At 60.0% G+C, this 13,101-nt stretch carries 11 protein-coding genes; all 11 read right to left on the bottom strand.

What is annotated here, in order from left to right; all coding sequences use genetic code 11:
- Nucleotides 1–49 precede the first annotated feature (49 nt).
- The 11 genes from ccsB to QP982_RS08395 all read right to left on the bottom strand — a co-directional run bounded on the left by ccsB (nucleotide 50) and on the right by QP982_RS08395 (nucleotide 13,028).
- Nucleotides 50–1,060, bottom strand: a complete 1,011-nt coding sequence (gene ccsB, locus QP982_RS08445) for a c-type cytochrome biogenesis protein CcsB (RefSeq protein WP_126107853.1) — start codon at nucleotides 1,058–1,060, stop codon at nucleotides 50–52.
- Between the two features lie 172 nt (nucleotides 1,061–1,232).
- Nucleotides 1,233–2,921 (bottom strand): cytochrome c biogenesis protein ResB, encoded by a 1,689-nt coding sequence (gene resB / locus QP982_RS08440; RefSeq protein ID WP_284870413.1) that lies wholly within the window; start codon nucleotides 2,919–2,921, stop codon nucleotides 1,233–1,235.
- A 14-nt stretch (nucleotides 2,922–2,935) separates the two neighbouring features.
- Complete coding sequence (locus QP982_RS08435; protein ID WP_070566392.1) at nucleotides 2,936–3,796, bottom strand: cytochrome c biogenesis CcdA family protein; 861 nt, start codon at nucleotides 3,794–3,796, stop codon at nucleotides 2,936–2,938.
- Between the two features lie 23 nt (nucleotides 3,797–3,819).
- On the bottom strand, nucleotides 3,820–4,434 hold the full coding sequence (locus QP982_RS08430) for a TlpA disulfide reductase family protein (RefSeq protein WP_049192980.1): 615 nt from the start codon (nucleotides 4,432–4,434) through the stop codon (nucleotides 3,820–3,822).
- Between the two features lie 54 nt (nucleotides 4,435–4,488).
- A complete protein-coding gene (locus QP982_RS08425; RefSeq protein ID WP_083307894.1) occupies nucleotides 4,489–5,187 on the bottom strand; it encodes a histidine phosphatase family protein in 699 nt (232 codons plus the stop codon).
- A gap of 7 nt (nucleotides 5,188–5,194) precedes the next feature.
- Nucleotides 5,195–6,541 (bottom strand): glutamate-1-semialdehyde 2,1-aminomutase, encoded by a 1,347-nt coding sequence (gene hemL / locus QP982_RS08420; RefSeq protein ID WP_049190552.1) that lies wholly within the window; start codon nucleotides 6,539–6,541, stop codon nucleotides 5,195–5,197.
- A gap of 35 nt (nucleotides 6,542–6,576) precedes the next feature.
- Nucleotides 6,577–9,168: a heavy metal translocating P-type ATPase gene (locus QP982_RS08415; RefSeq protein WP_284870412.1), complete on the bottom strand. Its 2,592-nt coding sequence runs from the start codon at nucleotides 9,166–9,168 to the stop codon at nucleotides 6,577–6,579.
- A 19-nt stretch (nucleotides 9,169–9,187) separates the two neighbouring features.
- Nucleotides 9,188–9,568, bottom strand: a complete 381-nt coding sequence (locus QP982_RS08410; protein ID WP_256884789.1) for a hypothetical protein — start codon at nucleotides 9,566–9,568, stop codon at nucleotides 9,188–9,190.
- Nucleotides 9,565–10,209 carry a hypothetical protein gene (locus QP982_RS08405; protein ID WP_284870411.1) on the bottom strand — a complete coding sequence of 215 codons (645 nt, stop codon included), beginning with the start codon at nucleotides 10,207–10,209 and terminating at the stop codon, nucleotides 9,565–9,567. Before QP982_RS08405 ends, QP982_RS08410 begins: the two co-directional genes overlap by 4 nt.
- A 45-nt stretch (nucleotides 10,210–10,254) precedes the next feature.
- The gene (hemB, locus tag QP982_RS08400) at nucleotides 10,255–11,313 is read right to left on the bottom strand and encodes a porphobilinogen synthase (protein ID WP_016421989.1); all 1,059 of its coding nucleotides are present in this window, start codon (nucleotides 11,311–11,313) and stop codon (nucleotides 10,255–10,257) included.
- Nucleotides 11,314–11,360: 47 nt separating this feature from the next.
- On the bottom strand, nucleotides 11,361–13,028 hold the full coding sequence (locus QP982_RS08395; protein ID WP_016421988.1) for a bifunctional uroporphyrinogen-III C-methyltransferase/uroporphyrinogen-III synthase: 1,668 nt from the start codon (nucleotides 13,026–13,028) through the stop codon (nucleotides 11,361–11,363).
- Between the last annotated feature and the right edge of the window lie 73 nt (nucleotides 13,029–13,101).

The raw sequence follows: 13,101 nt of genomic DNA, 5'->3' as shown, positions 1-13,101 counted from the left end.
AGCGATTCTAGTTCACCCGGCGATGCCGGCTTTGTACAAGTGTGAAGACTTAGTTCAGACCAGCGTAGGAGTGCAGGCCCGAAACCACCTGGTTGATGAAGAAGAGGTTGAACACCATGGTGGCAAAACCGAAGATGTTGATCCACGCGGCCTTCGTATTACGCCAACCCGAAGTCGCGCGAGCGTGCAGGTACAGGGCGTAGATAATCCAGGAGATCAGAGCGGTGGTCTCCTTCGGGTCCCAGCCCCAGTAACGACCCCATGCGGACTCGGCCCAGATAGCGCCCAGCACAATGCCCAGACCGAACAGTGGGAAGGACCAAATAGCGGTGCGGTAAGCAATCGCATCCAGCTTTTGAGCATCCGGCAGCGGCGCGACCAGTTTGCCCAGGAAGCCCTTTTCCTTGCCCTCGCGGTTGTACATCCGCAGCATGTAGAGAATCGAGGCAACACCGGAAATCAGTGCGATACTGCACCCGATAGAAATAATCGAGACGTGAACCGGAATCCAAATCGACTGCAGTGCCGGCACCACCGGAGCAGCCTCAACATATAGGTTCTTACCACCGTAAAACATCAGCGCCAGAATCGGAGCCAACAGCCACGGCCAGAACACACGCATGGTTTCACGATGCAGTACGCCAGCTGCAATTGCCATAGCAAAGAGGATTGAAACTGATACGTACTCGTAGAGGTTGCCCCACGGGAAACGCTGCACGGCCAGGCCACGCAGCAGCACCGATGCAAAGTGCACGGCCACCCCGACGTAAATCAGCATTTCCGTCACAACGCCGAGTCGGTTCGTCAGCACCTGGTTCTTAGGCTCGCTTGCCGACGACTTCGTCGCCGACTCCCCCGAGTCAGCAACACTAGCGGTGGTAGCTCCCTCACCCGCACCGGCGGCTACCAGCTCGCGTTCCGCAACCTGGCTTTTCGCTTCAGCGGCCGCGATACGACGACTGTAGTAGGCAATGGAAATAACAAAGGCCACAAGATAAAAGGCGAAGGCCGTGAAGTACGACCAGTCCGAAAACTGCGCCAGTGTCTTATTGACGAGCATGTACTTGGCTCCAAAGTGTGGAATTAGCGGAATACTTCTTCAAACCCTAGTACTAAAGCAGGACTAAGCAAAAGGGGACCGGGGACACGGGGGACGCAAAAATGCGCGGAGGCGCAATTCTCGCCCCCGCGCATTCACCCTGCAGTAATGATGGACCAGACTTAGTGGTCAGTTAGCTTTTGTCCTTGTCGTCCGCGCTCTCGTCGGTCGCAGCATTGTTGTCAGCAGCATCCTCGTCATCACTGTCACGTTCCAGGATGTCATCTACGATGTACTGGAACTCCTCGCCCCAACCTGCCTTGTCGGTGCGGGCAAGGCCACCGAACTCAACGCGAGTGCGGCCATCTTCCAGCGGGAACATGCGCACCCAAACACGTCGGCGCTTAATGCCCAACGAAAGAACCATGCCCGCCAGTGCGGCCACAGTTGCCACCAGCACCCAGAACTGCGTGGGATCGTGCGAAACCTGCAAGTTGACGAATTCCTTCGCACCGAGGAATTCAATCTTGGTGCCGTCGGCAAGCTCGGTGGATTCGCCCTGCTTGAGGTTGACGCGGGCTTCCTTAGCCAGCTGACCCGAGTGCATCAGATCGCGGTCGAGGGAAAACAGCCCCTGCGAACGACCGGTGTCCAAGCCCGCGTCGCCGCGGTAGATGTCGACAGCCACGGCCGGGTCTTGCATCGCCGGGTAAGAGGACTGCAGCAGAGCACCCTTTTCACCAGTAAACTCCGCGGTCGGAGCGAACAGTCCCTCGATTGCAATCTGGTTCTGGCGGCGCTCGAACAAGTCCGGGTACATGCCTGCTGGTGGGTCGAAGCGCAGCGCACCAGAGGACAGGAAGAAGGTCGGATCATCCGGACGGAACTGGACAATCGACGTACGCGACTCGCCATTCGGCCAGGTCACCTTGAACGCAGGCGCAAAGCCGTGCCCCTGCAGGTAGACGCGGTCACCGGCGATGCGCAGAGGGTGGTTGACCTGCAGCGTGGTCTTCTCCCACTCATCGACAGGCTTACGCATATCCTCTTCTTCTGCGAATCGGATGTGCGAGGTAAACATCTTGGCCTGGCCGTTCGGCAGGTAATCGGCCGCGAAGTCCTCTACCTGAATACAGAACGGGTTCAAAGTCGTACCGTCGAAGGTGTTTCCCGAGCGCAGCGAGTCATAGTTCGCCGCAGCGGTGTTACAGAACGGAACGCCCACCGCGCTGTTGACGTTGTCATCAGAAATCTCGGTGCCGGTGTTGGTCAGCAAAATGACCTGGCCCTCGTAATAGATCATGCGGCCCAAGCCGACGATGATAATCAGCAGCGCAATGCCCAGGTGGAACACCAGGTTGCCGAACTCACGCAGGTATCCCTTCTCCGCGGAAAAGGATCGTGCCCCAGCGCGATCTTCATCTGCTGGAGTCTCGGTCAACGCCCACTTGTTCAAGCGCTCACGCACCCGCTTAGAAACTTCATCCGCAGAGGCATCGACCACGGCTTCGTCGTGAAGCGGAAGACGCGCCAACCGTTTCGGCGCCCTAGCCGGTGGTGTCTTCATGGCCTTGTAGTGGTCGATGGTGCGCGGAATAATGCAGCCGATCAGGGAAATCAGCAGCAAGGCCACGATGGCGACGAACCAGACGGACGAGAAGACATCGAAAAGCTGCAGCTTATCCATGATCTCGGCGGTCTTGCCGTTGGCGGCAAGATACTGGTCGACCTTGTCCTTATTCAGCGAGCGCTGTGGCAACAGGGCACCCGGAACCGCTGCGAAAGCGAGGATGAACAGCAGAATCAGCGCCGTGCGCATGCTGGTCAACCAGTTCCAGACCTGCTGGAAGGGCTGTCGTACCTTATTCCAATTCACCGACATCGAAAAATCTTTCACTAAATTGGCGTTACCGTATCAGTAATAAAAGCGGCCTGAACCCAGGCAACAAAAACATCCCACAGTCCCGTGACCAGGGCAATTCCCACCAGCACCAGCGCCACACCACCGATGATCTGAATGGTCCGCGAGTGCTTACGCAGGAAGTCCACACCACGCATCGCGCGTGCCGACCCCAGCGCCACCAAAATGAACGGCAGCCCCAGCCCCAGGCAGTAAGCGATAATCAGCGCCACTCCCCTGGCCGCGGTCATACCCTGCGTGCCCGCGGACACCGAAATAATTGCAGTCAGCGTCGGGCCCAGACACGGCGTCCACCCCAGCGCGAACACCGCGCCGAGCAGTGGCGCACCCAGCCACGTGGTCCAGCGCTTCGGCGCCATGCGAGTGTCCTTCTGCAGCGCTGGCACCATACCCATGAAGGCAAGCCCCATCACGATGGTCACCACGCCACCGACAATCGTCAGCGTGCGCGCCTGCAAACGCAACGTGGACACGAGCCCGAAAATAGAGGCCGAACCCAGCACGAAAATGACAGTAAAGCCCAACACGAACAGCAACGCAGCCAGGCCGGCGCGGGCAGTCGAGGAACGCTGGCCACGGCCTCCATCGCCGTCATGCTTATCGACGGAGGTTGCGTCCGCAACTCCCGTCGTCACGCCATTGCCCTGCGCCCCCGATGCTCCGGAAATACCAGTGAGATAGGAGACATAACCGGGTACAAGCGGAATAACGCACGGGCTGGCGAAGGAGACGAGACCGGCCAGCGCAGCGGCGAGCAGCCCCAACACAATGGGACCGCCGGTGGCAGCGTCGGCGAACTGTTGGCCGATGCCATCGGCAGAAAAGATCGTGTCCATGGCAAGAGTTGACATGCCGGGGCCTAGCCCTCCGCCTTCACTTCATTGACAGCCTTCATCAGCATGGTGTGATCGACCTCGCGGAGGAAGACCTTCGCCGGGCGGTGCTGCTTGTCCAGGATGATGGTCGTCGGAATCACCGACGCCGGGATACCACCGAGCGCACCGGCGTTGACGAAAGCCGGATCGTAGATGGACGGGTAGGTGATGCCGTTGTCCTTCACAAAGTCGATGGGAGCTTGGCGGACATTGTCGCGGACGTTAATGCCGAGGACAGTGCCGATGCCTTCCTCTTCCATCTGTTCTTGGACGTACTGCAGGTCATCCGACTCGGAGCGGCACGGTGCGCACCACTGGCCCCAGGCGTTCAGAACCACAATCTGGTCCTTGAAGTCATCGAGGGAGATTTCCTTGTCGTCGTCCTCGAGAGAAGGACCGAAGACATTGCCGACCGGCTTGCGCTCCTCCGGTGCGTAGTCAATGATTTGCTGACCACCCGGAGAAACGAACTCGAACTGACCGCCAACGGCAACGGCGTCGTGTCCCACCGACTCTCCGGGGTTACATGCCACGAGCGACAGAGACAGAGTTGCTGCCGCCAGCGTTGCTGCAATTCGGGACGATGAGACCTTGGCCACCTGGGGTGCCACCTTCCGGGGTCAGTGAAACTTCAACAAAACTATTTATTCACCTTACAGGTGACCGGCCGGCTCACTGTAGCGCACGTCGACAATGGTGTCTCCGACGAAGATCAAAGAGGTCACGCTCGCCAAATCACACTGCCTAGTTGCCGGGTTGTGGGCGAGCTTCAAGTACCGCGCACGACGCTGAGCTGCAATGATGCACAGCTGGTGCGTCACCAGCACCGCTTCCCCTCCCTCGGCGGCCTCGCGGGCTCGCTCGATGGCGTGGAACATACGGTCCGCGATCTCCTCGTAGGGCTCGCCCCAGCTGGGCACGCTCGGACGACGCAGCCGTGGCCAGTACTTCGGATTCCACAGTGCGGAGTCAATGCCCTTGATGTGCAAACCCTCAAAGGAGTTGCCAGCCTCCAGCAAATCTTCATCCAGGGTCGGCTTCATGCCGATTACCTCGGTGAAGGGCCGTGAGGTTTCCTGCGTGCGCTGCAGCGGAGAGCAGGCGAAGTAGCGGATGTCGTGGCCTTCGAAGGACGAGGCCGTGGCCGCCGCCTGACGCTGACCGCGCTCAGACAAGTGCCAGCCGGGCAGGCGACCGTAGAGAATCTTATCCGGGTTATAAACCTCGCCGTGGCGGACGAGATGTACGACCGTGGTCTTGGCGTGCTTTGTTGCACGCTTGGATGCCGGGTTCTCCGGCTGTGTCGGCTGCGATTCCTGCTGCTCGGCCTGCGAATTGGTCTTGTTCGGCACGTGTCACCTACTCCGGCTTGGCGGTTGCCGCCGCCTCGGCCGCGCGGGCTGCTGCACGCTCGATAATCTCGAAGTCGGCGTCGGTCAGCGCAGCGGAGACGAACCAGGTCTCGTAGCAAGAAGCCGGCGGGTAGACACCATTGGCCAGTAGGGCGTGGAAGAAAGCCGGGTAGCGGAAAGTATCCGCTGCCTGCATCTGCTCAAAGTTATGGCCCTCGCCCTCAGCGAAGCGTGGCGAGAGCATCGTGCCCGCACGCTGAATGTGGTGGGCCACGCCCTGCTTGGTCAGGGCGTCGGACAGAATCGTGGCCAGGCGATCTGCATTGGCTGCGACGGTGTCATAGACATCCTTCGTGGCATTCTCCAGGTTGGCCAGGCCAGCTGCCATAGCGACCGGGTTACCGGAGAGTGTGCCTGCCTGGTACACCGGACCGTTCGGAGCCAAGTACTCCATGACGTCGCGGCGACCACCGAAGGCAGCTGCCGGCAGACCACCGGAGACGACCTTGCCGAAGGTGGTCAGGTCACCGGCCACACCATCAATGCCGTACCAGCCGTTGTAGGAAGCGCGGAAGCCAGTCATGACCTCATCGAGAATCAGCAGTGCGCCGTCTGCGTGGCAGACTTCCTTCAACTTCGCGTTGAAGTTGTCCTGCGGTGCGACGGTACCCATGTTGCCCGCTGCCGCCTCAGTGATGACACAGGCAATCTCGCCCGGGTTCTCAGCGAATGCGGCCTTGACGGCCTCAATGTCGTTATAAGGAACAACAATGGTGTCGGCAGCCGATGCACCGGTGACACCCGGCGAATCCGGCAGACCAAAAGTAGCGACACCGGAACCGGCCGATGCCAGCAGCGCGTCCACGTGACCGTGGTAGCAGCCGGCGAACTTGATGATCTTGGAACGGCCAGTGAAACCGCGAGCCAGGCGTACTGCGGACATAGTGGCCTCAGTGCCGGAGTTGACCAGACGCACCTCATCTACCGACGTGCGCTCAACGATGTGACGAGCCAGGTCGGTCTCAGCCGTCGTCGGAGCGCCGAAAGACAAACCGCGAGTGGCGGCGCTCTGAACGGCCTCCACCACTGCCGGGTGCGCGTGGCCCAGAATCATTGGACCCCACGAGCAGACCAAGTCCACATATTCGTTACCATCAACATCCACGAGACGAGAGCCCGCGGCGTGGTCAATGAAACGTGGGGTGCCACCGACGGAACCGAAGGCGCGGACCGGCGAGTTCACGCCACCCGGCGTCACTGCCTGAGCCTGCGTAAAGAACTCTGCCGAACGATCGGTGAGCTCAACGTTTTCTGGGACATGAGGAGCATTAATGTCTTGAGTCACGGTGACCATCGTAGACGGCCACTCGGATTAAGGGCTACCCTGCCCTACCAACGTCCCAGCTTCACCCTGAATAGATGCTTGCGGCGAGAGGACACTCGACGGGATCGCCAGTCGATCCACAAGCTGGAGAAAATCATCAAAAGCGATGCCAGCAGCGGGTGAATCATACCGGTCATACCCAGCAGGATGACCGCAACGTTGTAGAACCACGCAAAGTAGATGTTGGAGTCCATCATCCGCACCACAGCACGCGCGATTTCAATGGCCTCCGGAATCGACAACACGTTGTTACGCAGTGCCACGACATCGGCGTAATCAACATCAAGATTCTGATTGCCTTCGGTGTTGTCCATCAAAACACCCACGTCAGCGGCACGCAGAGAGTCCCGGATGTCCTTGTCGCCAACCATCACGACAGTCTCGCCGTCACTGTGGACCGAACGCACCGCAATGGCCTTGCGGGAGGCAATGATGCCCGCGAATACTCGTGAGATATTCAGCCGGTCAGCAAAACGACGGGCTACTGGATACGGATCTCGCGTGATCATCATGGTGTCCACGCCCATATCCTCAAGCTGGTCAATGCTCTCGACCGCATCGGGCTTAATGTCCTCACCAATGGTGATGACACCACGAACCTTGCCACGCCACGACACCACCATCGGAGTACCGCCACTGAGCGCAGCCACGGCCATTTTCTCGCTGAGTGCAGTGAGATCACGCGGACGCCAAACACGCCCTTCAACAAAGCGCATCTCCAATTTGTCGTCGGAGTCCTTCACCGGGATTTCTACCTGGCCAACGAACGCACCGTCTTCCGCAATTGCGACGTGTACGGTCTCAATCCAGTGTGGCACCTCGCCACCGCCGGAACCGGCGTCGCGGGATGCACGGCACGCGCGCACGATTGCCGCTGATGCCGGGTGGTTGCTCTCCATCATGAGAGCGCCCGCCACACGCAGAACCAGATCCGGATTTTCATTGCGCTCAGCGGCGACACCGAGCACGTGGGTGTCACCCTCGGTCAGCGTTCCAACTCGGTTAAAAATCACCACATCGGCAGCGGCCAGGTTTCGGAAAGTCTCATTGCCACGAATCAAGATTCCGTTACTAGCACCGGCCAGAATCCCGATGCGCTGCACGGTCGACGTAGACATTGCCAAAGCCACCGGCGCGATGCCCGAGAGCATGGCCAGCGCCACCGCGAGGGCACCGCTCATCGTGCCCGTCGCCAGCCACCAACCGCAAAATGCCACGCCCGCCAACGACAGCGTCCATGGCACCAGCTCTGATGCCGAGTGCACTGCGGTCTGGTGCATCACCGTTTCTTCTCGAACCGCTTGACGCAGCCAACGCGCTATCGATGACGCCCGGGTCTTGAAACCAGTGCGCTCCACACGCACCTTGAGCTCCGAATCCAGGTTGATTGCGCCGGCCCAAACCTTGGAATTGACCTTGACCTTCTGCGGTTCAACGCCGATCCCGAGTAGCTGCGCATCCATCGTGGAGGCTCCACCGATAACCGAGCCATCGACCGGAATCACCGAGTGCGGTGGAACCACGATGTCATCACCGATATTGAGCTCCGCAACCGTCACCTCCACCCGTTTCGGCTCCGCGGATTTGGCACTCTTGCGCACGACTGTCACGTTTCGCTCAGCTGGAATGCGCAGGTTGCGCAAAATCTGTCCAGTACGCACCTTGTTGTAGCGCGTAAACATGCGACCTGTTAGCAACAGCACGGTCAGGCCGCAAGCAACGTCGAAAAACACCTCTGCCGAGGCGCTTTCCCGGTAGTTGAAAGCAAACCACGTGGGCGCAGTGGTATATCCAATCTGTCCCGCGGGGCCAAAGATAAGCTGCGCCAGCGACCACAGCCACGCCAGCAGGATGGCAATGGAGCTCGCCCCATCCAGCGCCGACATCCGCCGACGCAGAGACGCCGCCATTGCACGGTGGAACGGCCAGCCACCCCACCACACCACAATCGTGGTCAGCACAAGACACATCCACTGCCAACCCGGGAACTGCCAGTTGACGTTCAACGACGTCACCAGCACCGGAATCGATAGGAACAGGCTGCCCCAAAAGCGCTGCTTGGTCACCAGTTCACGCGCCGTGAACAGTACTTCCGAGCCGCCGCCGCTTCGGCGCAAGGCCGCTTCACGACGGCGAATGCGCTCCTCCTCATTCTGTTGAGCGGCAACCGGAACAGCGGGACGGCGATGTTGTGACACATCCAGCCGAGTTGCACGACGCCGAAGCGTGCTGCGCGTGAGGTACGACTCGACCCCAATTTCGCGGAGAGCTTCGATGAACTGATTCGGATCGATGGTATCGGGCGCGGTAATCCACGCGCGTCCGGGCTTGTAGACCACAGAGGCCGTCACATCTGGAAAGGATTCCAAAACATGCTCAGCACGCTCAGCGCTCTCGGCGTTTTCCAAGTTTTCCAGGATGAGTGCGAAAGCTGTGTTGGACTGGCCTCTGCGGTGTGCAAGCCGCTGATGGGCACTTTCTTCGTCGATGTCCTGACGGCTTCGTGGCAATGCCTTACGAGCAGCGACCTTGGCATCCACAATCGCTTGTTCAACGCGATTGTCCAGAGAGAAATCAAACTCACCGGTGTCACTCATAGCCTTTGAAACTTTCCGTCTAATCCTGTGGCTGGTTGGCGCGCGTGAGCGCTAATTCACGATAGAGCAACAGTAGTCCATACGCCATTGCCAGGCTGGGCACGATAACCCATACAGTCAGCGCGCCGGCCATAACGGCAAAGAACATGGCGAGAGCCGTGATAATCACCATGATGAGCAGGCAGTTCCGGGAGAGTTTGAACTCAGTGGCCGTCGGCAAGCAGCCGCTACCAATAAGCGAGCAGACCAGCGTCACACCGGCGACGATGTAGATATCGCGGCCAACGGCGGCGGGAGCCTGCGAGTAGTCGCCGGTGACCAGTATCAAGCTCAGGACAATCTGGGCGATGAGCGCGACGAAGAGCACCCACTGCCAGGGCCGACTCGGCAGGGACATCATCGCTTGGACTCCTCAGGCTGCTTGGATTGCTTGGGCTGTGACTGGCCCAGCTGCTGTTGCCGCTTTGGATCAGCGCCATGCTTCGACGCTCTCGGCAGATGCGATTGTGAGGCGGACGGGGTCCACGGTTTCGACGGGCGCTGATGATCGAAGTAGTCCTTGGATTCCTTCGAAGCGGCGAGCACTAGGCCCGCTAGCGCGGCAGTGGCCGAGGCGATTCGCACAATTCCGCTGATAAGAACGAGGGATGCCGGCACTCCCGATTCTGAAGCCGTAGAAGAGAAGAAGGACATCAGCGCCGACAGTGCCAGGTAAAGCGAGCCGATAACCAGCACGGTGCGAGCACCTTCGCTCCCCTTGCGCATTCGCTCGATAATGGCGAAGAACGCGATGCAAAGCCCCACTGCGAAAAAGAACGCGATAACGATAGTCGCCTTCATGGCAGCATCAATCTGGCCCTCGCTGAAACCCGGGAAATTCTCCTTAGCGGTTGAGGGGCTCATCAGCATTTCCGGATGCAGCCAGTAGGTCACCGTAGCTACCGCAGCGACGAGCAGCTGCAACACGGCCGTAACCCGCCACGCCTGCCTAGCTCCCTCGACCTGCTCGGGAATTGCGGGCTTCTTCTCTTCTTTAGTCATCCGTCCACTTCTCGATATTTATTACTGCACGTTCACCCGAGCGAATTAGAACTGGGCGCGCAGCTTCTTCGCCAAGTCCACCGCTGCGTACGTCAAAATCTGCTCCGCACCGGCACGGCGAATGCTCAGCACTGCTTCCATCATCGCAGCATCCAGGTCAATCCACCCGTTGGCGGCAGCGGCGTGAATCATCGCGTACTCACCAGAGACCTGGTAGGCGGCAACCGGCACCGGCGACATATCCGCGACCTCGCGCAGAATATCCAGGTAGCTCATGGCCGGCTTGACCATCACCATGTCCGCACCTTCGTCAACGTCGAGCTGCACTTCAAGCAGGGACTCACGACGGTTTGCAGGATCCTGCTGGTAGGTACGGCGATCACCCTGTAGCGAGCTGCCCACAGCTTCACGGAATGGACCGTAGAAGGCGGAGGCGTACTTTGCCGAGTACGCCATGATGGAGACATCCTCATGGCCAGCGGCATCCAGGCCCTCGCGAATTGCGGCAATCTGGCCGTCCATCATGCCCGAAGGGGACACGATATGGGCACCGGCGTCGGCCTGCGCAACGGCCATCTTGATGTAGTTAATCAGCGTGCGGTCATTCTCAACGACCGTGTTGCCGAAGCGATCCGTGCCCAGCACACCACAGTGGCCGTGGTCAGTGAACTCATCCAGGCAGGTGTCGGCCATGATCAAAATGTCATTCCCGAACTCGTCGCGGAGACGACGCAGGGCACGGTTGAGTACGCCCTCCGGATTCCAGGACTCAGAGCCCTCGCCGTCCTTGTCCGCATCCAGCGGGACACCGAAGAGGTCAACTGCCGAGATACCTGCCTCAACAGCCTCGCGCACAGCTTCTACCAGGGAGTCCTCGGTATGCTGCACTACCCCGGGCAGGGAGCTGATGGGCTTCGGCTCATCAATACCATCTGCAACAAACATGGGCAGGATGAGATTTTTCGGAGTCAGTGTCGTCTCCGCCGTCATCGCACGCATCACCGGGTTGGTGCGCAGCCTGCGTGGGCGACGAATCGGGAGAGGAAATCCAAACTGTTCGAGATCGATTTCGCGGGATGATTCAGAAGCTCCAGATGTAGTCATAAAGACAACCTTAATCAAAACGCGAACTCGCTCCGGTACGCCCCTGCTCAGTCCTTGGTTTTACGCGAACGACGACGCTTCTTGCGCGGTGGTGGCAGCTGCCCTGCCGCCCGCAGTTGCGCAACATGCTCTGCCAGCGCATCCACCAGCTCCGGGATGCTTGCGCGCTCCGGCACGACATCTACCCGCAGGCCGTACTCGCGAGCCGTGGCTGCGGCCATCGGCCCGATGCAGGCAATGATGGTGCGAGCATGCGGCTTACCCGCGATGCCGACCAGGTTCTTCACCGTCGACCCCGAGGTAAAGCACACTGCGTCGAAGCCACCGGACTTAATCATGTCGCGGATATCCGCACTCGGTGGCGCTGCCCGCACGGTACGGTAAGCGACCACATCATCAACTTCCCAGCCCAGGTCAATCAGACCGTCGACAAGCACATCGGTGCCGATATCGGCGCGCGGCAGCAGCACGCGGTTGACCGGATCGAGATCCTCGATGTACTCCGGGAACACGTCGACAATGCCCGCGGCGTTCTGACGAGTGTCGTCCGGAAGCAGCTCCGGGGTAATGCCGAGATCACGGATGGCAGCAGCGGTGCGATGGCCGACTGCTGCGATGCGGACCCCGGCGAAGGAGCGCGCGTCCAAGCCGAATTCCTGGAACTTCTCCCACACTGCGGTGACGGCGTTGACGGAAGTGAAGACAACCCACTGGTAACGGCCGTCGACAAGCCCCTTGATGGCGCGTTCCATCTGCGCCGGGCTGCGCGGTGGCTCGATTGAGATGGTCGGGACCTCAATCGGGATGGCGCCGTGCGCAACGAGACGGGCACTCATCGGCCCTGCCTGCGCCTTGGCACGTGGGACCAGCACCTTCCATCCGTAGAGAGCGCGGTTTTCCCACCATGAGTACTTCGAACGATTGTCCACACCCTTGCCAAGCGTGACCACCAGCGGACCGGTCAGGTCACCCGAGAGCTGCGCCAAGGTGCCCAGCGTGACGTCGTAGGTGCGCTGCAGACGAGTCGTACCGTTGACAGTCACCGACACCGGCAACGACGACGGCAGGCCGCGTTCGCCGAGCTCAGTTGCAATGGCGGACAGGTCGTCCTGCACGGCCTGCAGTACCAGCGGCTGTGGTGCCTGGGCCAGCTCGTCCCAGTCCACATCGGCGCGACCGAGATCGGTCTCCGTGTACGTCGAGCCCAACGCGATACCGGCAAATGCCGGGACGGTGGAGGGCACGGACATGCCAGGGACAATCTGGAACTCAACATCGGCGTGCGAGACGTCGTTGATTTCGGCCAGCAGCGAATCGTTGGTCAGCGGATTGCCTGCCACCAAACGCACCACGTCATTGCCTTTAGCGGCTTCTTCGACGAGCAGGTTGGCCATCTTCTTGGGATCGTCGATAGGCGTGCGCAAATCTGCGGCGGTCGGTGGTGCCGGACGCGGCGGCTTACGACGAGATCCCTTGGCCTTGGCTGCGGCGCACATGCGCTCGTACTCTTCCTCGGCTTCCTTCAGCAGCTCGGGAGGAACAGGCACATCGGTTGCGACGAGCTCTCGAACCCCCGGCATGACATCGGCGTCGACGTAGGCGATAGCGGTGTCTGCGAGAATCTCACGGGCGCGAAGCGTCAGCAGGTCGGGATTTCCAGGACCAGCGCCGACGAACAGGATGCGTCCCGTTGCTGAGGGGAGGGAGGTGTTCATCGTTGCGGAGTGATTTCTTTTCTATTGGTTGTTCACTTTTCGTGCCGATGAGTCTTGAAGGAAGAAAGCGGAC

This window comes from Corynebacterium sp. MSK019 (genome assembly GCF_030232425.1).
Lineage (GTDB): Bacteria > Actinomycetota > Actinomycetes > Mycobacteriales > Mycobacteriaceae > Corynebacterium > Corynebacterium jeikeium_D.
This window is presented reverse-complemented; position numbering and strand designations above follow the sequence as displayed.